At 58.9% G+C, this 20872-nt stretch carries 19 protein-coding genes and 1 pseudogene; 12 read left to right on the forward strand and 8 right to left on the reverse strand.

The genetic code is table 11. The features are described 5' to 3' along the window. The first annotated feature begins 596 nt into the window (after positions 1–596). The 4 genes from P3T23_RS27315 (at position 597) to P3T23_RS27330 (ending at position 3748) form a co-directional block, all read left to right on the forward strand. Entirely contained in the window at positions 597–989 is a 393-nt protein-coding gene (locus P3T23_RS27315) for a NucA/NucB deoxyribonuclease domain-containing protein (RefSeq protein ID WP_429319213.1), read from the forward strand. Between the two features lie 7 nt (positions 990–996). Further along, a complete protein-coding gene (locus P3T23_RS27320; RefSeq protein ID WP_429319214.1) occupies positions 997–2661 on the forward strand; it encodes a DNA-binding protein in 1665 nt (554 codons plus the stop codon). A 402-nt stretch (positions 2662–3063) separates the two neighbouring features. Next, on the forward strand, positions 3064–3267 hold the full coding sequence (locus P3T23_RS27325; RefSeq protein ID WP_429319215.1) for a DUF2964 family protein: 204 nt from the start codon (positions 3064–3066) through the stop codon (positions 3265–3267). A gap of 151 nt (positions 3268–3418) precedes the next feature. Then, entirely contained in the window at positions 3419–3748 is a 330-nt protein-coding gene (locus P3T23_RS27330) for a hypothetical protein (protein ID WP_429319216.1), read from the forward strand. Between the two features lie 124 nt (positions 3749–3872). On the opposite strand, the gene P3T23_RS27335 is transcribed toward P3T23_RS27330, so the two are convergent. Beyond that, a complete protein-coding gene (locus P3T23_RS27335) occupies positions 3873–4769 on the reverse strand; it encodes a LysR family transcriptional regulator (RefSeq protein ID WP_429319217.1) in 897 nt (298 codons plus the stop codon). Positions 4770–4988: 219 nt separating this feature from the next. Continuing rightward, complete coding sequence (locus P3T23_RS27340; protein WP_429319218.1) at positions 4989–5417, reverse strand: DUF1326 domain-containing protein; 429 nt, start codon at positions 5415–5417, stop codon at positions 4989–4991. Between P3T23_RS27340 and P3T23_RS27345 the strand changes: the two genes are divergently transcribed. After that, positions 5341–5694: a radical SAM protein gene (locus P3T23_RS27345; protein ID WP_429319324.1), complete on the forward strand. Its 354-nt coding sequence runs from the start codon at positions 5341–5343 to the stop codon at positions 5692–5694. The genes P3T23_RS27340 and P3T23_RS27345 overlap by 77 nt on opposite strands. 184 nt (positions 5695–5878) lie before the next feature. On the opposite strand, the gene P3T23_RS27350 is transcribed toward P3T23_RS27345, so the two are convergent. The 3 genes from P3T23_RS27350 to P3T23_RS27360 all read right to left on the reverse strand — a co-directional run bounded on the left by P3T23_RS27350 (position 5879) and on the right by P3T23_RS27360 (position 10905). After that, positions 5879–7549, reverse strand: a complete 1671-nt coding sequence (locus P3T23_RS27350; protein ID WP_429319219.1) for an alkaline phosphatase family protein — start codon at positions 7547–7549, stop codon at positions 5879–5881. 1287 nt (positions 7550–8836) lie between these two features. After that, a complete protein-coding gene (locus P3T23_RS27355) occupies positions 8837–10009 on the reverse strand; it encodes a monovalent cation:proton antiporter-2 (CPA2) family protein (RefSeq protein WP_429319220.1) in 1173 nt (390 codons plus the stop codon). A gap of 308 nt (positions 10010–10317) precedes the next feature. Then, positions 10318–10905, reverse strand: a complete 588-nt coding sequence (locus tag P3T23_RS27360; protein ID WP_429319221.1) for a hypothetical protein — start codon at positions 10903–10905, stop codon at positions 10318–10320. A gap of 290 nt (positions 10906–11195) precedes the next feature. Here P3T23_RS27360 and P3T23_RS27365 point away from each other — a divergent pair. The 3 genes and pseudogenes from P3T23_RS27365 to P3T23_RS27375 all read left to right on the forward strand — a co-directional run. Next, a pseudogene (locus P3T23_RS27365) lies at positions 11196–12017 on the forward strand (SulP family inorganic anion transporter); the annotation flags it as partial. A gap of 107 nt (positions 12018–12124) precedes the next feature. Then, positions 12125–12805: a DUF2254 family protein gene (locus tag P3T23_RS27370; RefSeq protein ID WP_429319222.1), complete on the forward strand. Its 681-nt coding sequence runs from the start codon at positions 12125–12127 to the stop codon at positions 12803–12805. A gap of 260 nt (positions 12806–13065) precedes the next feature. Further along, positions 13066–13359 (forward strand): hypothetical protein, encoded by a 294-nt coding sequence (locus P3T23_RS27375; RefSeq protein WP_429319223.1) that lies wholly within the window; start codon positions 13066–13068, stop codon positions 13357–13359. Between the two features lie 551 nt (positions 13360–13910). Here P3T23_RS27375 and P3T23_RS27380 read toward each other — a convergent pair. The 3 genes from P3T23_RS27380 to rpiB all read right to left on the reverse strand — a co-directional run bounded on the left by P3T23_RS27380 (position 13911) and on the right by rpiB (position 16291). Continuing rightward, on the reverse strand, positions 13911–14564 hold the full coding sequence (locus P3T23_RS27380) for a DUF2278 family protein (RefSeq protein WP_429319224.1): 654 nt from the start codon (positions 14562–14564) through the stop codon (positions 13911–13913). Positions 14565–14746: 182 nt separating this feature from the next. Then, positions 14747–15733 carry a sugar-binding transcriptional regulator gene (locus tag P3T23_RS27385; protein WP_429319225.1) on the reverse strand — a complete coding sequence of 329 codons (987 nt, stop codon included), beginning with the start codon at positions 15731–15733 and terminating at the stop codon, positions 14747–14749. 87 nt (positions 15734–15820) lie between these two features. Next, positions 15821–16291, reverse strand: a complete 471-nt coding sequence (rpiB, locus tag P3T23_RS27390; RefSeq protein ID WP_429319226.1) for a ribose 5-phosphate isomerase B — start codon at positions 16289–16291, stop codon at positions 15821–15823. 254 nt (positions 16292–16545) lie between these two features. Between rpiB and P3T23_RS27395 the strand changes: the two genes are divergently transcribed. From P3T23_RS27395 to P3T23_RS27410, 4 genes are read left to right on the forward strand one after another with little or no spacing between them, the layout of a single operon-like run. Further along, entirely contained in the window at positions 16546–18057 is a 1512-nt protein-coding gene (locus tag P3T23_RS27395) for a sugar ABC transporter ATP-binding protein (RefSeq protein ID WP_429319227.1), read from the forward strand. Further along, on the forward strand, positions 18054–19040 hold the full coding sequence (locus P3T23_RS27400; protein ID WP_429319228.1) for an ABC transporter permease: 987 nt from the start codon (positions 18054–18056) through the stop codon (positions 19038–19040). Before P3T23_RS27395 ends, P3T23_RS27400 begins: the two co-directional genes overlap by 4 nt. A 44-nt stretch (positions 19041–19084) precedes the next feature. Beyond that, on the forward strand, positions 19085–20086 hold the full coding sequence (locus tag P3T23_RS27405; protein WP_429319229.1) for a substrate-binding domain-containing protein: 1002 nt from the start codon (positions 19085–19087) through the stop codon (positions 20084–20086). A 15-nt stretch (positions 20087–20101) separates the two neighbouring features. Beyond that, positions 20102–20872 carry a GolD/DthD family dehydrogenase gene (locus P3T23_RS27410; RefSeq protein ID WP_429319230.1) on the forward strand — a complete coding sequence of 257 codons (771 nt, stop codon included), beginning with the start codon at positions 20102–20104 and terminating at the stop codon, positions 20870–20872.

Consider the following 20872-nt stretch of genomic DNA (forward strand, 5'->3'; position numbering starts at 1 on the left):
CTGGAGAAAGACGATGGTCAAACGTTCACGGGGCATGCTGCTGCAATCGATCGTATTGGAGCGCAACGTCTCGCAGCCCCTGTCCACAGCGCCGATATCCACGAACCCCTTCACATCGATCCGAACTACCTGTCTACCGAGCATGACCGCCAGGAAGCCGTCGCCGGCGCCCGACTGGTGCGTCGTCTGGTTTCGGGCGTTTGGACGCCATGTCGAGCGGTTTGGCGTTCGACTCCCAGAGGACGATGACATCATCCTCGAGCGTGGGGATGTCCCTGTTGGGATTCAGTCATCCATATTCGGGGACGTTGATCGCCTCGTCCCAGGTCGATCGGCTTCAACTCGCAGTCGAGCGCAAGAAAGTTCTTGAGGGCGACGATGCCGTTTCAGGTCGCCCAGCCCCTTGAGGCGCGGCTTGTCGAACCTGGCTATCCAGCGCTCGTAGCAGATGGCCGCGGTCCATGGTTCAAGCGCCGTATCGATGCACTCACTCGGCACCCGGCTTGCAGGTTATAGAGCATTCGCCTATCGTCAATGGGCGGTCCCTTGCTTGTCGCTCTTGCTTTGGGTATTTCATTATCAGGAGGCGCTTTAGTATGAAGCAAGATAACGAGGAACTTCCGACAATGGAATATGACTGGCGGGATGAGAGCATTCGGCAAATTGCGGAGAATATTTGGCATGCTCAGATGGCAGGTTGGCCACGCGTTCTGACCTATGTTTATCGGTCGAAATCGGAAAAGAGCTCAATCCGGGCCGAATCATTGCGCAACATCCCGAGAATCCAGAGTCGCGACGAATACCCGTTCGCCAGTACATTGGAGAACGAAGGCAGCGTGTGGATTGGTCATGCCTCAGTGTCTCAGCAGAATGCGCAGCGGGACTTGATGAACCGTTTCTATCAGCGCAACAAGGCTTACGTCAAAGGAACCACCCTGAAATTCAGGGTGAGGGTCATCAACTATCCCATCGACCAGGTGAAGAGTTGATGAACGGGTGGTCGAACAGGAATCCGCCCCAGCTTGCGTTTGCAGGGAAAGGTCCGGGAAATTCAGCGAGCGAATCGTACTGACGTCCAAAAATCAAGATGAACGTAGTAACGTATTGAGGAATCGATTCTCCGCCGGACCCCAATTGATTCTTGAGGTGCCTATGTCTACAGACGCAGACACGATCATCGATGAACAGGTCGCTGCAATTGCAGATCGCATGACAGAAGAAGGCAGGCAAGTTTCCCCCGTCACGATCTGGTCGGAGGTTCACAGCGGTTCGATTGTTGCGATTGCGGCTGCCCTGCAACGCTGGCGCGAAGCGCGACAGCCCAAAACGCCCGAGGTGCAGGTCCAGACCGGATTGCCGCAGGACGCCGCTGAGACGCTTGTCAATGTCGCATGGCGACTCTGGACAGCTTCTCACGACGAGGCAGGGAAGGTGCTCGATCAGCGCGTGGGTGTAGTGAGCCGGCAACTTGAGGTCGCCCTCAGGGAGCGGGACGAGGCGCTTGTCGAATACCAGAAGACGGAGGAGGAAGTCGAAACGGGGCGCGAGCGACTGAATGATCTGGTAAACCAGCTGCAAGCCGCAGAAAACGCAGCTACGCAGGTCAGGGCAGAACTTGCGGCTGCGACCGCTCGCGCCGAGACTGCCGAGACGAACGTCGAGGCACTTCTGCAGCGTGCATCACTGGACGAGGCCAAACTGGATGCCACCAGGGCGTCGCTTGAACAGCAACATAAGGCGAACGAATGGCTGGCCGAGACGGTTTCGAGCAAGAACAATGAGATCGCCCGGATTACTCAGGAGCGCGATGACGCGCGGCTGGAAGTCGCGACTTTGCGTCACGCATGTCAGGCGAAGTCGGCAGAAGTGGAGCGATGGTCTCAGGAGGCCGGTGCGGCTAACTCGCGAGCCGAAGCCGCCACGACGCAGGCGCACGAGAGCCTCGTGCGGCTCGCCGCGCTGGAGGGTGAACTGGAGGTGATCCGCGGTGCACTCGCAGCTGAACGTGAAGCGACCGCGGCGCGCATCGACGAAGCGGCGGCTCAGCTCAACGAACTGGAGCGCGTCACCCGGGAAGCCGAAGAAGCCCGCGTGCAGGTCGGCGTCATGACCGAAGCGCAGACCGCCGCAAGCGCCGAATTGGCTCGGGTGTCGCGGGACGCCTCGGCAGCGCGAGATCGGGCAGATGCGGCCGAACAGCATGCAGCCCAGCTGGAGCAGCGGCTCGCCGGGCGAGCGCGCGACGATGCCGCCAGAGACACTTCACACGACCAGCAACCTGACATGGAGGCGACAGGAACTGCGAGCGCGAACGAAATCGCCGGGTTGCAGCGTCAGATATCGCTTCAGGCCAGAGCCCACGAAAGGGCCTATGACGAGCTTCGCGCCACTGCCGAACAGTGGGTCGTGCATGCGAAGGAGATCAAACAACGACTTGATCTCGCAAACGAGAAGATATTGTTCATCGACGCTCGCAGCGCCGGAGAAGTGGCGCTCTTGCGGAAACTCTCACTCGAGCTGGAGCGATTCAAGCCAGATCATGAACTGGTATTCCGGGATGCCCAAAAAAAGCTGATCGACGCTGCCATCGTCCAGCAACTTGCCCGGCAAGGTTACCGGTATGACCCGGCTACCGCCGTGATGTCAAAGGTGGAGAGCTGATGTTATCGCTTCGATAAACGGCATCCACCGGTTGAATCCGCAAAGCCCAGCGGCCAGCGGGCCATCGAACCCGGTGAAAAAATCTCCGTGCCCGAGATTGCCTTGGGGCTTAAGTGGTACGTCGAGACCCTCCATGACGTCGCGCATTGCCGCAAGGTCGAATGCCATGACAATACCGACGTATGGCTCGGCACACATCCACTCCTGACGAATATGAGCGACACACCGCCACTCTGGCCGTCTAGTGGTTCAGAGGAAATCCTTCTAAGCTACCTTCGAAGGATTTGACCACTTCTTGCATTCCTAACGCGCATACGCAATCGCGGATTTCATGGGATGCGTGCGCGCCTTGTCCATTGGCGGCAGATGAGGCCACGGTCAGCGCCGGTTCGGGAGAACGTCATGGTGCGAACTGAGTTGAGAATTGTGCTCGCAACGCTTGCGACCTTCGCAGTGCTGGCGGGCGTGGCGGTCTGCATCCACGGACTGCTTTTCGACCAGATGCGTGTCGTCTGTTCGGGCGTCGTGGCTATCGTGGCTGCGGTCGCTACGTTTGTCGTAATGCTGAACCTGTGGCCGAAGGACGCTTCGAAAGACGATTCGTAGCATTGCGAAGTGCCAGGCCTGGGGCCCCGCTACGAGCACGGACGCGTCGAAGGCCCGACTCCCCCAGGCGTGGCAATGTTTGATAGCGGCTGGCAAACGTATGCTCCCAGCCTCATCTCCATGGCCAGCGAGGAAGGCATGGAGGTATTGCATGTACATGAGAGAACTGCAGATGTCTGTTGACGTTGAGCATCTAAAAGCACTGGCGGAAGCCCTGACCGGCGAGCGGGCGGATACCCTTCGGCAAGCTGCCAGGGAGATTGAACTGCTTCGCAGGCAGCTATTCGAGGCTCATGCCAGCAATGCGGACAGCGAACGCCTGAACTGGCTGAGTAGTCAGGTTCTTGACGATTACTGTCATCCGACGCATCGCGCCTACTTCAAACTGCCACGCATCCTGGCGACGAAAAATGGTGTGATCGCCCCGACGTTGAGGGAGGCCATCGATCTCGTTCGTCAACCTCGGTGTCGTGACTTCTAGTTACTGGCAATGGTGTCACGTACATGACAGGCGATGTGCCAGCAGATAGATAGACGCCTCGGTCCTGGGCGACCGGAAAACGGTCAGGGCTCAGCCTGACCGTCTCTCGCAGAAGAACTCTGACTTACTTCTCTTGCATGGCTACCAGCTTGCCCTGCACGTACTCCACAAAAATGGTTGCAATTCGCCTGATATGCCGATGGTTAGGGAAGACGGCGCAGAACCTGGTTTCGTCCGAGCGATATTGATCGAGCACGCCGACGAGACGCCCGGCCTCGATATCCGGCTTGACATGCAGTTCGGCAAGCAACGCAATGCCTAGACCTTCTATCGCAGCTTGTCTGACCGGGTTGGAGGTGCTCGCGAGAAAGCGGCCATGGACTTGAACCTCGGCACGCCCACCCGGGCCGTTAAGATGCCACGTGACCGGTCCGGAGTTTCGGGCGAACAACAGGCAGTCGTGCTGGCTGAGTTCATCGAGGCATGTCGGTGTTCCTCGAGACTCGAGATATTTCGGCGCCGCAACGAGCCTCCAGCGCACGGAGGCCAGCACGCGGCGCGTCGCGTTTTCGTCCAACAGGAATTCAGCACGAAACGCGAGATCCACACCGCTGGATATCAGATCGAGATAAGCATTGTCGACAACGAATTCGAGGCTGATGCCTGGATAGAGAGCAAGAAAATCTGTCACCCAGGAAATGGGAACGACCTCGAAGAAGTCAGGTGCGAGCGAGACGCGCAAGGGTCCAACAGGTTCAGGATGGGTGTCGGCGGCCTGCTGACCCGCTAGCACCAGTCCTTCGATGTTCTGGGCACATTGTTCATAGAACGCTTGCCCGACAGCAGTGAGAGTCAACTTTCTGGTTGTACGAAGGATCAACCGGCTCTTCAATTCACCTTCCAGTTGCTGAACGCGACGGCTGATCGTAGTCGCAGGCATGCCAAGGCGACGTGCGGCCTCGGCGAAACTTCCGGCCCGGACCACTTCGACGAAAAAGTAGATTTCGTTCAGGTCGAGCATTCATTCCTCACGATTTTGAATGGGATCCCGCCATCCTGGCCGTCTAGTGGCGCAGTGGAAGGCGGTCTAAGCTACCTTCGAAACAGGTTGATTAGACCACTTTTTACGGACATTCGTGATTCCCTGTTATGTCAGTCACTCAAGCCTGCTCTGCAGTACCGCTCGCATCGTTATGTCGAGATGCGCCGCAAGAAACCTCGTTGGGCGTGTGTCGGCGTTTTACAGCGCCAATGTCACGGCCCGCGTCTGAGGTACCCAACCCGCAGCATCAGTTGCTGCCGGGCATGTACGTGTCGCTCGATGTCGATCGTTGCGGCGCGTGCTGGGCGACAAGCTCGATGAAGTCGCGCGCAAACTACCTGATGAGGGAGGCGCCGACACCAGGACCAACGCCTGAAGACGTGATGAAACAAACTGCGGGCCGAGGAAGGTTGTGACGATCGATGCCAGAATTTCGAAGAAAGTACCACCGTGTTGTCCGCCAGGAATCTGCAGAAGCGCGTCGCGCTGCTCCGGGGTGGCGCGCTCATCGATCAGCGGCTGTATCGTCGGCAGCGAGCCGCGGAATCCACTGCCTGCGGTCTGTGACGTATCGGTAACGAACGTTTGCAACGCCGCATGCGACTTCTGCGGGTTCTCGCGCGACAAGAAACTGGCAGGCCCGCGTCGCTATCTCGAGCCTGATGAGTTCGCGCGTGCGCTGCCGATCCTGCGCAGACGCCGGATTCGCTACATGACGCTGCAGGGGGGCGAGCCACTGGTTCACCCAGAGATCGAATCGTTCGTTGCCTCGGCCACGAAAGCCGGCATCCAGTGCGGCCTGATCACGAACGGCTGGTTCCTCCCACGCCACATCAAGCAACTGGCGGCGGCTGGCCTGAAGCGTCTCCTGATATCAATCGATAGCGCGGACGCTTCCGGGTGATGGACCCGAGCGCCGCGCTGGCCGAGGTCGCGCGGTTCGTACGCGGCGAACGGCAACTGATTCCATGTGTCGGCGGCAGCAAGTATTTTACAGGGGCTCAAAGAGCGTTCCCGCACTCACGCCGACCCGGAACGCGCCACGCCGACGGCCTCAAGCTAAAAGACCGCCAGCGCTTTCGCTGCCGTCACTCCGAACGGGCACGAGGATCGTCGTCCCCAGTGGTCTCGAGGCCCGGAAGGACCTGGGTGCCTTCCCGCTTAACGGCCACCAGCTTGTGCGGGTCGAGGCCGAGCGCCTTCAGGATGGTCGGCGCCACTTGCATGTTCGTCACCGGCGTATCGACGACCTTTCTATCCAGCTTCGGATTGGAGACCACCAACAGAGTGTTCGTATCGTCAGCAGCGAGGCCGCCGTGCTCGGCCAGCTTTGCCGCGCTCTTGCTGTAAATCGTCCCCGGTATCGGCTGGATGATGAGATCAGGGACACGGCCCTCCGTGGGATCGCCCCAGATCGACTTCAAGGTTGTGCCGTCATAGAGAGTCTGAATGTGGGTGGAATTGACGCTCGTCTGGTCAGCGCCGAGGATCGAAACTGCCTTCGCCATATCGCCGTGGCTTTTGAGCCATATGAGCGACACGTCGTCGTCGGTCTTCTGTGCGACCGGTACGCCGCCATTGGTGAGCAGGGCGGCGGGGTCGCTCACGTCGTCGGTGGCATAGGCGTTCGTCGAGCCGCTCAGCATGTGAAGCTTCTTGACGTCGATCGGCGATTGGCCATGCTTGGCACCGACGATGAACAGCGTCGAATGCAGGAGATTGCCGGCTTTGAGTGCATCGTACATCTGGCCCAGAGAGGCATCGACGAAGTCTAGCGATTGCTCCAACGGCAGTGTCGGGGTCGCGGCTGCGTCCAGATAGCCGCCACGGGTCGTGGAGGCGCCTTCCATGGCCACCGTGACCTTCTGTCCGACACTGACAGCCTGAAAGTTCATGCCGAAGATCGCTGGTACACCGACGTGCTTCGTCCCGGTCTGATCCAGCCCATGGATCCAGTTCAGGACGACCTTGACCTTGAAGCCGTCGTAGGTCCGGGTATATGTCGGGTCGGTGGTCCAATCGGCGCTCGCGGGCGCGGTCGGATAGCCATTGGCTTGCAGGGAGTTCGAGTTGATCTCGGGTGCGTAGAGTTCGTCCAGCCCCTGCCCGGACGGCCCATTGACGATCTCGTAGGCCGGGTGCTTATCCGACCATGCGGTGCGTAGGCCAGCCTCATGGATGATCTCAAAGATCGTGTTCGTCCCGTTCTTGAGATATAGATGCGGCCAGACCTTCTCGCAGCCGCTGGCGGTCTTGCGCAGCGGGAGCTTCGCGGGATCGATGTGCGGATTTCGTGGATCGAACGCCGCGCCGGCTGGTGGCGATCCGCCGTCCAACTTGCTGAGATCCCAGTCGAGTGCTTCGAAGTTGGTCACTTCCGTGCCGGGCGTGCCGGTGCAATGACTGCCCGGTGGGAACAGGGTAGCGTCGTAAGTATCGTCATAGAAGACGCCGTGGCTAAGGGGGCTACCGCCGGTTGCAAAGGCCAGAAGCCCAGGATACGAGTCCGAGGGCCTGGAGGTTGAAGCATCGGTGTACTCGACGCCATGTTTGACCAGTTTCGCGAAGGTGGATCCCGGATGTGTCTTGACGTAATTGACCAGGTCGGCCTCATGCATCCCGTCGACACTGATCAGCAAGACGTGCCTGTACTGCTGGTGGTGATCGCCATCCTGCGCTGTCGCGGCCATGCTCGCGAACGCCAGCACGCTCGCGCTGAATATTGCGCCGACTCCAACCCACTTCCTGATCTCGTCCATTCTTCACCTCGTAAGTTGATAGGGAGGGACCGTTCCCTAGGAGAGGTAAGTATTAGAATGAGAAAGTACTGTGAAGGGTTGCTTTCGGTTGTCTTCCGGCAGGGACCAGGAGGCCCACGGGGCGTGCGTTTGAGAGAATGCAACAATTTGTATCAGCGGAATGCTTTAAATACATGGCGAAAGACAGAAGTACTTCGCGTCCAAACGGACTGACCTCTCCCCATATCTCCGTAGGATCCTGATCGTGATTTGTCGGAGGTATAGCGTCAATTGTCTCGTTTAAAGTGACGCTCTCTCGCAAGAAGGCACTCCGTTAAAAAGTACTATCGGGCAGGGCCGAACACAGACCCTGGAACAGGATCGTAACGAGAAAAAGTTCGGAATCCGAATATTAGCCATTGGCAGTCAATGGCATCCGCCTCCAGATGCCAGAGAATGTCCGGATTGAGCATAATAGGCCGACTGGTCCGCGGTGATTGGTGACTCGGACTTTCAGTGCTGCTGCGTGAATGTGAGAGAGGGGGCGTAATTCGGATCGCCGCCTTGCGAGGCTCAGGCCGCGTATGCTCATAGCACGAGGCTGCACTCCGGCCATGAACGGCTTCTTGGCCTCATCGCTAAAATCGTCGACACCCTGCAGGAGCGAACGAAATGCTTGTCTATATTTTTAGGGGACCCGGTCGGGTGTTCGGCTTTACGGCAGACGCCACGGGGGCGAATCTGCCCGCAAGGTTCGCTCCTTGGATTTCATTTAAGTCAGTGGACCTGAGCCGTGACAAACCGACTCAGGGCGTTGACTCGGGAGAGTGTCTGGACGACATCGAGAAGCGTGGATTCCACATCACGGATGCTCACGTTCGCATTACGGACCAGATAGTTTGATGCCGTCTTGTGCATACAGAATTTTCTTGTTTCGATCGGAATCAGTACATTTAGCAAATCGCAAGCGTGTCCGCTCCGGCCGGCTAATGGGAGTCCCTTATGGGTCCTACAACAGACCTTCGGGTTCGCGAGGTATCAAGGGCGGCTTACGGGGCGCTTCGGTCATCCGTCTTCGCAGCAAGGATGCTTCATTTCGGCTGATCGACTGACACAAATGCCGATTCATGATGAGTGGCATCACCTCCAGTGAAGTCTGCAGCAGAACTTCACCGAGTACGTCGCGCGGGGATCACCGCTCTACTCTGAGTGATCGATTACGTCGTCACCCGCGTTCGCCTTTCCCGTCGGTGTTTGAGCGCAAATCGCAATCAAACATGTTGTGCGCCCCCTGAGGAGCAGCCCGTCCTACTCCACTTCATGGCTGACAAATGACCGCGCGAGTCTGCGTTGCACAAGCAGCAGTAAAGGCGTTGAGACCATCGAAAGCGCCACGACGAGTGTAACAAGGGACGATTGGCGCTGGTCGATGACGTGTGCCGCCATTGATGCCGCCATCACCACAAAGGCGAATTCGCCGCCTTGTGACAGCAGAATGGCGAAATAGCCACGTTGCGAATCAGGTACGTCGAACCTGTCTGCCAGGAACCACTGCGCGATCGTCTTGATGCCGACTAGCGCCACGACGAGTACTGCGACACGAAGGGGCTCGCGCATCAACACGCCGAAATCGATCGACATGCCCACTGCAATGAAAAATAAGCCGAGCAACAAGCCCTTGAAGGGAGCCATGTCGGCTTCGACCTGGTGGCGATAGTCCGAATCTGCGAGAAGTAGACCCGCGACAAAGGCGCCCAACGACATTGACAGATGGACGCTCTGCATGAGCAACGAGATACCGGTGATCCAGAGCAATGCGAAAGCGGTGAAAATCTCCGGTACTCCAATGCTTGTGATCACACGCAGCACAACGTGCAACAGATAGCGGCCAGCAAGTCCGACCACACCAAGCATGGCAAGCGCTTTCAAGGCTACAAGCCATCCCGGTTCCGCTGCGGGTGTGATCACCGACGGTCCGAGCAACGGCAGCAGCGCAATCAGGGGGATAGCTGCCATGTCCTGAAACAGGAGAATGCCGAACCCGGCGCGGCCGGTCGGCATGTCCATCAACTTGCGCTCCTGAAGTTCGGACATAACCATTGCCGTTGACGACAATGAAAGCGCGAGCCCGCCCGTCAACGCAATGCGCCAAGGCAACCCTAGCATAAGGAAAACCACCGACAAGACCGCGGCGCAGACGGTCATCTGCATCGTGCCGTAGCCGAAGATGGTGCGACGCATCGCCCACAGCTCGTCGATCCGCATTTCCAATCCGATCACGAACATCATCAGCACGATGCCCAACTCGGAAAAATGGAGGATCGCGTCGACGTCGGTCACCAGCTTCATTACCCATGGCCCAATAAAAATGCCTGCCACCAGATAGCCGAGCACGGCGCCGAAGCCAAGGCGTACTGATAGCGGCACGGCAATCAGCGCCGAAGCAAGAAAGATCACCACGTCTATCAGCAACTTCGTCATCCTGCCTCCCTGAAGTGACCTACGACATATCTGCAAGCCGTGCGAAGTAGCTGATCACGAGCCCTGGGCCTCAGGAGAAACGACGGTTTGCCCGATTGATCAAGACTGCCGTTGCGAGCGCTCCGGCCATGAGGTGCCTCCTATAGATGACGTGACCCAAAATCCGCGCCTTTGCCTTCGCACCGAGCCGAAAACGCTGATGGCCAGGAGGCTCATGAATGAGTACGCACGCGCCCGGTCCGGCTTTGCTTTTCACGATCTTCTGTCCGGCCGGATGAGACCGGTGTATTCGCCGCAGCATCGCGTTGTCACTTCATGGCACCAGGCGTCACGCTGATCGCGACGGCCTCAGTGTAGACAACCTCGACCTGATCACCTTTGCGGACACTCTTCATCTGCTCGGGATTCTCCACATACACATCGACGATGTTGCCCTGCGGCCCCTTCAACGTGACAGTCTTCTCCTTTGAATTCACCGAGATAACGTCGGCCATCACAGTGATCTCGCGGCCGATCGTGCCGCCCGGCCTGGCGCCAGGCGCCGCGCGTTTTTCAATGAGGCGTTGCGTCGCCGAACGTGGGCCGCTCGTCTTCGAAAGGCTCAGCGATATCGCTTCCCTGTATTCAGTCGCGACGATATCTCCGACCTTTAGCTGATCGAAATTGCGCGCCTCTTCTCCCACCTCCACTTGCACCACCCTGCCTTTCCCGTCTTTAAGCGTCACGGTACGGCTGTCCGGTTCGATCGCGACGATGGTGGCCGTGACCTTCGCGGTTCCCACAACCGTGGCGCTGCCTGGCGCTCTGGTGACATCGACTGAGGTTTGAGGCTGCGCAAGTGCGGGGCAGCCTGCCATCAGCACAACCATCGCAACAATGACGTGATTTGCTTTCATTTCTGCCCTCCTGGCTATCGGACAGCCGATCTCCGCGCTGAGTCAGTTCTGCCCGAAAAGTACTGGGAACACGGCAATGTCGCCGGCTCGGTGAACTGGGCACGGGGCATCTCGCACACCGGCTCAACGCCTCTGGAAGTGGATCAAAACCAGTCTACGCACAGCCTGCCAGGGAAGGTATTGGACCTTGGTCCCATACGTCGTGCCCGCCTGGCTGGGCTATCCTTTATTTGGAACGGCAGTGCCGCACACTCCAGATTGCGACTCTTTCGATTGCAATCATCCGACAAATGCAATCCGATCGTCCTATTCATGAAGGTGGACAGGCTGCCGTCAGGGCGCCGCGATGGTTGCGTTGGCTGCCGGGCCTGACGATGCTCAAAACGTATCGGGGTAGCTGGCTACCCAACGATCTGGCCGCCGGGCTGGTGCTCACTACGATGCTGGTACCCGTCGGTATCGCTTATGCCGCGGCGTCAGGCGTTTCAGGCGTCTATGGCCTCTACGCGACGATCGTTCCGTTGCTGGCGTATGCCGTTTTCGGTCCCAGCCGGATTCTGGTGCTCGGTCCCGACTCTGCACTTGCCGCGCCGATTCTTGCCGTCGTCATTGCAACCGCGGGCAGCGACCCGTCGCGCGCGATAGCGACGGCCAGCATGATGGCGATCGTTTCCGGGATGTTCTGCATCGTGATGGGGCTTCTGCGGTTCGGCTTCATCACGGAACTGCTCTCCAAGCCCATCCGGTACGGCTATATGAACGGCATTGTGCTGACCGTCCCGATCAGCCAGTTGCCGAAACTCTTTGCCATTTCTGTTGATGATCGGGGACCGCTGCGCGATCTGCTTGCGCCTGGAGCGGCCATCGTTGCGGGCAAAGGCAACTGGTACAGCTTCGCCGTGGGTGCGGGAAGCCTCGTGCTGATTTTGTTGCTCAAGCGCTTCGAGAAAGTACCGGGCATCCTGATCGCCGTGGTTCAGGAGATGGTCGGTTTGGGGGCGGCCAATCTTGCAGCCGGCTTTTTCCACGGTTTTCCGATCAGCAGCAGTTCTTCGCGAACACCCGTGGCGGAAGCAGCGGGTGCCAGAACCCAGGTGACGGGCGTTGTCGGCGATGAGCGATTCCATCCCACCGTGGGCAGTGCAGTCGACGACTACGTGGACCAGCACTGAGCGCGATCGATCGTCCGCTAGCGCACGATCGCAGGGAGACAGCGAACATGGACCGGAATCGCTGGTATAGCTTGAAGAGCCACCTGAGATCGTCGCTTTGGACGGTGCCGCTCATTGCAGTTGCGGTCTATGCCGTGGTCAAACCACTGACTGAAATGATGGGCAGATGGATGATCAGAGAAGGGATGCTTGATCCGAAAACCGGCTTCCTCGGGCTGTCCATGACTGGGGCGAGGTCGCTGGTAGGTGACATCGTTTCCGCAAGCCTGTCGTTCCTCGTGTTCACGTTCGGTTCACTGCTCGTCGCCATCCAGGTCGCTGGCGGGCAGTACACGCCGAGGATCATCGCGACGACACCCGGTTTATGCCTTTTGCATCAGGCTCTGCCCGGCCAGGAAGCGACGTTCGATGCAAGTTTGCTCACCGGCCCCCCCGCTCCAGTGGCTGTTCGCTATCCACGCAGCCCAATCAGTTTCCTCGCGGGCCACGTAGTCTGCACCGCGCAATGCCGAACCACGCCGGCCTCAGATTGGGGACCGGGACCCATTAGGGGTAACCTCAAAAATCGAAATTCACTCTTGCGAACAACGCGCTTAATTATCAGCGACCGCTTTCCTAAACTTGGTATTAGCTGCTACGGACTCGATCCCGCGCTGTCGGCGCACTGTATGTCGTCAATACTGTGCATTACCGGCCTGGGACGTCTTATCGCGCGTCGCTTGAGCTGATTGAGACATAGAGGGCATCGTGGGCCTAACGAGGTGCCGGTCACCTAGGAAGGCCTTAGGCGGGCTCAGATTCTTTCCAGGAATGAAGTACGTGTCTCGTTGCCAGCGCTGAGCTGCGATCTGTGGTTTGCTTCATGTGCACCACTGCGAACGGTCGCGCGAGTTTGATCGCCACGAACCAAGCGCACAACGACCGCTATGGAGAAATACGAATGGATCGTTTGCGTCGAAATTCCAGTCCAATCAAGGAGGAACGGGTCATGAACAAGGCAACCACCACATTAATCGGGGCCGTCGCCGCACTCACGCTGGCGGGCGGCGCTTATGCACAGGGCAACAATACGCTGGCGACCCCGACCACCGTGTCTCCGGCCAATGCGACGAGCGGCTACGGCACGCCTGGCGTCACCAACTCGGACAGCGGCAAGGGCGCCGGGTCGGCGAACTCGGGCCTGCCGAATAGCACGAACAATAGCTCGTCGTCCCTCACCAACGCTCCTGGGAGTCACAACACGCTGGCGACTCCGACTACAGTGTCGCCGGCTGCCCAATAACAGCAATTAAGGATGACAAGCAGGCGCAAACAAGCGCAAAGCGACTAAGCGCTTTAATCGCGTAGGGCGCAGATGTAATTGTGACAGCTGGTACAGTTTCGCGACTAGCAGGAGCTAGTTAATACGATCTATCTACACGGTTCCATGCTGTCGAGCGTCACGGATAGTAACAACTTCGCGACGAAGCGCCGTCATGGACGCGCAAATGCTGACGGGCGCGTGAGCAGTTCAAGCCCCGGCAGCGCGAAACATCGAGACGCTTAGCGTGTGTCGTAACGGACTATCCTCACGAAATCCGCAAATCTGGAGTTCGAGTCCCGCATTCGCCACCCATCGTAAGAAAGACCGCTGCCCTCACGGACAGCGGTCTTTTGTTTCTCCCTGACCTCTTCCTGGCAGCGGCTTGCGGCGCACCGACTGGTTGCATGCCCGTAGGGTGACCGAATAACAGCGACTGGCGACACACCGGATTTCGATTGGCCGTTGTCATGTCCGCTTTCATGCGCGCTCTTATGCTTTCTCCGCAAGGGTGATTTTCGCTGCGACGATCCTCACGCTCCCCCGCCGGCAGCGGAAATATCCTGTGTGCTGAAACGGACGAATAGAGCCGCCGTCTCTCCGCTAGTGAACCTGATGAAGAGGGCGCCGTCGCCGTTTACGCGATCGTCACCGGCGAACGTTCCGCTGTCGCCCTGCATCATGTGAATGTCGTGCACACCTCGCTCGGGCGAAAAGCCGAAGGTCTGATCGGGCGTCGGATCCTGGAACGACTCACCGAAGGCAATTGCGACGGCGCCGGTATCCGCCTTGGCGCGCTCGATCTGGCCATCGAGCAGGTTCTTGAGCGTGACGCCGGCGCCCTCCGGTGGAATGACCGACATCTTGTCGAGCGGAAACAGCTTGTCCCGCAGATAATCCAGGCCAGTTCCGGTGGGCCCCGTAGTCAGTTGGGCAAAGCCTGCTGCGCCACTGGCGAGAGCCGCCGGATCGAGCTTATGCGGATCAGGCGACGTGTAGTCGGGATCGAAATAGGCCATCACCTCACTCCCGTCCTGGGAGATCACGTTGACCGCGACGCGATAGTTCATGCCATTGCCCTGCACCCAGATTTCGTAGTGCGGCGTTCGTCCGCTTGGATCGATCTGGCCGTCCTTCACGCTGCCGACGAGCACACCATAGACGCGTTGTTGTTCAGCATGTCGCATGTCATCGTCTCCTTTACCGGCCTCGGTCTAAAAGTCCCGCACTGTGAGTACATAGACAACGGCGCGCGCAGCACGTTCGGGTCAGGCGGCGCACGCAGGTCAGGAAGTAGTCTGTCTGCACCGTGTGCAGGTGCCGCACAAGTTTGCGCGCCACGTATACGTACCCTCCAGGCGCTTGCCTTTTACCGGGTAACCATTTCCTGTTGCTGCGGAGAAAGCGGATTGCGTGTGGCGTCTTCCAGGCTGACAATCGATTGAGCAATGGCTTCCGTCGTCGCGAGCGTGGTGATTGCACCTGTACGCAACGCTCCCAGAACGGCGGTTGTCTTGGTATTTTCGCTGGCTATCGCAATGACGTTCGGAATCTGTTTCAGGTCTTCCAGACTAAGACCAATGACCCTGTCGCGAACGGGAGTGACAATTGGACGGCCGGCGATGTCGATGAAGTGGTAGCCCATCAAGTCTCCGACTGCTCCGCACTTGCGGAGCTCGGCGATTTCGTCCGGCGAGAACCAGCCGTTGCGGACCATGATGCTATCTTCATTGATGTCGCCGACCCCAACGAGCGCGACGTGTGCTCTACGTGCCTTGTCGAGTGTGGGTTTGACGGCGTCGTTGTGAAGCAGACCCTGACGGACGTCGGGGTCGCCTACCAGGGCGGGCGCGTAAAGCGTTTCGCTGCCACCTCCAAAGCGGGCGGCAAGCCGACGGCTGATGTGGTCGGCATTCATGACCTCGCCACCCCGGTAGAACCCGCCAATCGCACAGACGAAGGTCGGGGAGCGTTGCGTTGACGAGATCGCATGCTCCGAAATCGCGTTGATATTGCGGCCGATACCCACGGCCACGATCATGTCATTGGTGAGAATGCGGTCCAGATGGCTGGCGACCAGGCCGGCGAGTAGCTCGCGCTGCTTGTCCTGGTCCTTGTGATTGACCGACACGATCGCCTTTTCAATCCCGAATCGATCGATCAACTCGCGTTCGAGGTCCCGCGTATCACGTGGGTGATGCCTTACGCGAATTTCAACGATGCCTTCTTCCTGCGCACGCTTCAGAAGACGGCCTATCTTGGCTCGAGAAAGCGAGAACTGCTTCGACAGATCTTCCTGCGTAAGTCCGTCGACATAGTAAAGCGTCGCCAGACGAGTCAGTTCGTCGGTGGTCATATGATTTGTCTCATTCCCATTCGGCTGGATACAACCTGGCTTGCCGCAGAGCCGGAGGGCTATTGACTGATGACCTGGCCAGCCAGTTCACGCAGTCTTGTCATTGCGGGGTAACAGATGGTCATCCTCGTATTCCTTGATGCGGTTCACCTTCGGCACGGAGCGTCCGCCGTCGAAGCTTGCACCAAGCCACGTGTCAACAATCGCTTTCGCGAGTTCGGGGCCGACAACGCGCGCGCCAATTGTAATGATTTGCGCATCGTTGCTCTTGCTCGCCCGCTCCGCCGAATAGGTGTCGTGGCATTGCGCAGCGCGAATGCCATGCACCTTGTTAGCGGCAATCGCCATACCAATCCCTGTTCCGCACATTAGAACAGCACGATCAAACTCGCCTTTCGCAACCTTCTCGGCCACTGCGAACGCGATGTTCGGGTAGTGGACAGGTTCCGCCTCGTAGGTTCCGAAATCGGTGACGTCCAGCCCCTTGCCGGTCAAATGTTGCTTGATCAGTTCCTTCAGGTCAAATGCGGCTTCATCGCATCCGATTGCCAGCTTCATATTTAACTCCAGTTATCCGTGATTGCCCAATGTGTGAGTGAACAAATGTACATCAATGATCAAATTCTCATTCGTGGACGTGCGAATGTCAAGGTCGCAGGTTCGGGTTTTTCTGCTTACGGTTCGGGGCGTGATCGATTGCAATCAGTGCGTTGCAGCAGATCTGAGCGCTGGGTGGCATTAGGGGTAAACCACATGGTCCGAATAATTGACAGGTGGTGGGAGCGAACCTACGATGTCATCCAAGTGCTCAAATGTTCAACGACGAGCAAATGTCAGGAGACAAAGTGGACGACCTTCTTGTGGATGCCACCGGTGTGCAGAAGGCATTCAATGGTGTCAGGGCGTTAGAGGACGGCCGGCTGAAGCTGCGGCGCGGGAGTGTCCACGCGCTGTGCGGTGGAAACGGTGCCGGAAAATCGACCTTCCTTGGCATCGTCATGGGTATCACCCAGCGCGATGCCGGAGAAATCCTGTTTAAGGGGCGGAGCGTCAATTTTCAGACGCCAGCGGAAGCGCTCGACAATCGCATCGCGATCATTACCCAGGAGCTTTCGCCGATTCCCGGCATGACGGTTGCCGAAAACCTGTATCTCGGTCGCGAACCCCGCAGGGCTGGTGTGCTGGTCAAATTTGCGGCACTCGCGAGGCAAGCACAGGAACTCCTGGACCGGCTTGCTTTTCCGGTCGACGCCCGTGCACGAATGTCGTCGCTGAGCCTCGCGCAGATCCAGTTGGTCGAGATCGCGAAGGCATTCAGCCGCGATTGCGACGTGATGATCATGGACGAGCCGACTTCAGCGATCGGCGAGCGCGAGACTGAGGTGCTGTTCGACGCGATTCGTAACCTGACCGCGCAGGGCACCGGAATCATCTACGTCAGCCACCGACTCTCGGAAATATTCCAGATCGCGGACGACTACACGGTCTTTCGCGACGGACGGTATGTCGACAGCGGACGTATCGCCGACATCGACCGCTCCTGTCTGGTGAGCACGATCGTCGGCCGCAAGCTGCATTCCGCCGGGAAGGTTCGCAGGCCTGTGGGCGAGCCCGTACTGGAGTCGACAAGCCTTTCCCGGGAGTCGGAATTCAGCAATATCTCGCTCACTGTCCACCAGGGAGAAATCCTTGGCATCTATGGCCTGATGGGCGCGGGCCGCAGTGAATACCTCAACTGCATGTACGGGCTGACCCGTCCTGATAGCGGTGAAGTCAGGCTCAAGGGCCGCGCATTGCCGGTGGGCCACCCCCGCAAGGCCATTCAGGCAGGGCTGTCGCTCGTGACGGAGGACCGCAAGGAGACGGGACTTGTACTGTCGGCGTCCGTGCGCGACAACATCTCGTTCTCTGCCTACAACCGCCTGTCGCGCCTGTCGCTGATCAACCGTCGAAAGGTGAAGGCCCTCGTCGATACGATGGTTGATCGCATGCGGATCAAGACCAGTTCCGTTTCGCTTCCGGTCTCGTCGATGAGCGGGGGAAACCAGCAGAAGGTGGTGCTCGCGCGTTGCCTTTCAACCGAGCCCACGTGCCTGCTGTGTGACGAACCGACCCGGGGCATTGATGAGGGTGCCAAGCGCGAGGTCTACAAGCTGCTAGACGACTTCGCATCGAAAGGGGGCGCCGCCATGGTGGTGTCTTCCGAGGCACAGGAAATTCTGGATGTCAGCGACCGCATCGCCATTTTCAAGTCGGGGCAGTTGGTCACCGTGATCGACGGCCATACCACCACTCAGGAAGATCTTCTGCACCTCGCATCATGAATACTCATACCACTTCCCTGAAAGTCCCGGCGAGCCAAAGCCGTTCCGCACATATGCGCGATATCTATCGGCGCTACGGCATCGTTGCAGTGCTCATTGTCCTGTGCATCGTGCTGTCTTTTGCAAACCAGTATTTCCTGACGCTTGGCAATATCGCGGACATCCTGAGACAGACCTCGATCAACGGCATCCTGGCGATTGGCATGACCTACGTGGTGCTCACGGCCGGCATCGACCTGTCGGTGGGTTCCACACTCGCGCTTGCCGGCATCGTCAGTGCAAGCCTCGTTACCGGTTCGCATCCGCTCAGCCCGGCGCTGGGCCTGTTTGCGGGGCTGCTCGTGGGCGCTGCGGTAGGGGCGATCAACGGCCTGCTTGTGGCGAGGCTGTCGATTCCGCCGTTCGTCGCGACGCTCGGCATGTTAAGCGCAGCGCGCGGGCTAACCTATATCTATAACGACGGCATGCCCGTCACCGATCTTCCCGATGGGTATCTGAGCATCGGAACGGGTGCGATGGCGGGCGTGCCCGTGCCGATTATCGTGTTCGTCGCAGTCGTCGCGCTGTTCTGGTTCGTGCTGCGCTATACGACCTACGGCCGCTATGTTTATGCGGTCGGCGGCAACGCAAAAAGCGCCAAGACCAGCGGGATTTCCACCGGCAAGATCATCTTCTCCGTATACGTCATCGGCGGACTGCTGGCGGGTCTTGCCGGGATCATCCTTGCCGCCCGCACAACGTCCGCTTTGCCGCAGGCCGGCGTGTCCTACGAGCTCGACGCGATCGCGGCGGTTGTGATCGGTGGCACGAGCCTGTCGGGCGGCACCGGCTCGCTCGGCGGCACGGTGGTCGGCGCGCTGCTCATCGGCGTCATCAATAACGGACTGAATCTGCTGGGCGTGTCGTCTTACTACCAGCAAGTTGTAAAGGGCGTCATTATCGTCGGTGCCGTCCTCCTCGATGCTTCGCGCAGGAAGCAATGACATCAACCCAAAAGCAACAATCTGGAAAAATTCAGGAGACTTCGATGAATTCGTGGAAGAAAACAGTTCTGGCCTGCGCAGTGATCGGCCTGACCTGTACAGCGGCGCAGGCTAAACCTGTCCGTATTGGCGCGGCGGTGTATGGTCTCAAGGGCGAGTTCATGCAGATGTGGACCAATGCGCTGAAGGCAGATCCCTCTGTCAAGGACGGTACGGTTCAGCTCACGGTATTCGACGGCAACTACGACGCGCTAACCCAGAGCAACCAGTTCGACTCGATGATCACGCAGAAATACGACGCGATCATTTTCGTGCCGATCGACAAGGCGGCGGGAGCTGCTGCTGTCGCGAAAGCCGCAGCAGCACACATCCCGGTCATCGGATCGAATACTCTGGTGTCAGGCGACAAGCTCACGTCCTATGTCGGTAGCAATGACGTGGTTGCGGGACAGATGGAAGCGGATGCGATCGTCAAGGAAATCGGCGGCAAGGGAAATGTGGTGATCATCGAGGGGCCGATCGGCCAGTCCGCCCAGATCGACCGTTCGAAGGGCATTCAGGACGTGCTGGCAAGAAATCCGGACGTGAAGGTGCTTGAGCACAAGACGGCGAACTGGTCGCGCGCCGAGTCGCTGGCGCTGGTCGAGAACTGGCTGACCGCGCATCCGGGGCAGATCGCGGGCATCATTGCGGAGAACGACGACATGGCGCTCGGTGCCATCCAGGCCCTGAAATCGAAGGGCATCGATCCAAAGAAGGTTCCGGTTGCCGGCATCGACGGAATTGTTGACGGTATTGCCGCAGTCAAGCGTGGCGAAATGACGACCTTCTTCCAGGACTCGCAGGCACAGGCGCAAGGTGCTCTGGACGTTGCATTGCGGACGGTCATGGGTCCGTCTTACAAGCCGCGCTCGGATATCTGGGCAGGGTACGGCGCGAAGATGCCGTGGGCCGACGGTACGGCGAAATCCTACGCGGTGCCATGGACGCAGGTCACGCCGGCAAATGCCCAGGAGATTCTCAACAAGATTCCCAAGAGTAATTAATCAAGGAGTGGAGCGATGTCGGTCAATTCAACGACCCCTTTTGATATCACGGACCGCGTTGCGGTCGTGACCGGTGCGGCCAGCGGTATCGGGTTCGCCGTTGCCGGGTGCCTTGCCGCCGCGGGTGCGCGCGTCGCACTGCTCGATATCAACCCGGCCGTCGAGGGCGTGGCCCGGTCGCTTCCCGGCGGCCCCGAGCGGCATGTGGGTATCGCAGCGGACATCACCGCCGCTGGGGTACCGGATGCCCTGGTGCGGCGCGTGACCGAAACGTTAGGCCCTGTCGATATACTGGTCAACAATGCCGGCGTCGCTCTGCTTGAGAACGCGGAAGCACTTTCGGAGGAGGCCTGGGACAGGACGATGACGATCAACCTCAAGGCCCCGTTTCTCCTTGCGCAGGCCGTCGGCAAGCAGATGCTAAGCCGTGGTAGTACCGGCCGTATCGTGAATCTGGCTTCTCAGGCGAGTGTCGTCGCACTGGAGCGTCATGTGGCGTACTGCGCGAGCAAGGCGGCACTCGTCGGCATGACAAAGGTACTCGCGCTCGAATGGGCAAAGCACGGAATTACGGTCAACGCGGTTTCGCCCACGGTTGTCGACACTGAGTTGGGCAGGAAAGCCTGGGCGGGTGCGGTGGGCGAGGCGATGAAGGCTAAAATTCCCGCAGGTCGATTCGCACGCCCAGACGAAATCGCCGCGTTGATCCTGTATCTGGTCAGCGACGCGGCCGCGATGGTCAACGGCGAGAATATCGTGATTGATGGCGGCTACACCGCCCAGTAA

Origin of the sequence: Paraburkholderia sp. GAS448, from assembly GCF_050435685.1 — a bacterium.
In the GTDB taxonomy this organism is placed as follows: Bacteria; Pseudomonadota; Gammaproteobacteria; order Burkholderiales; family Burkholderiaceae; genus Paraburkholderia.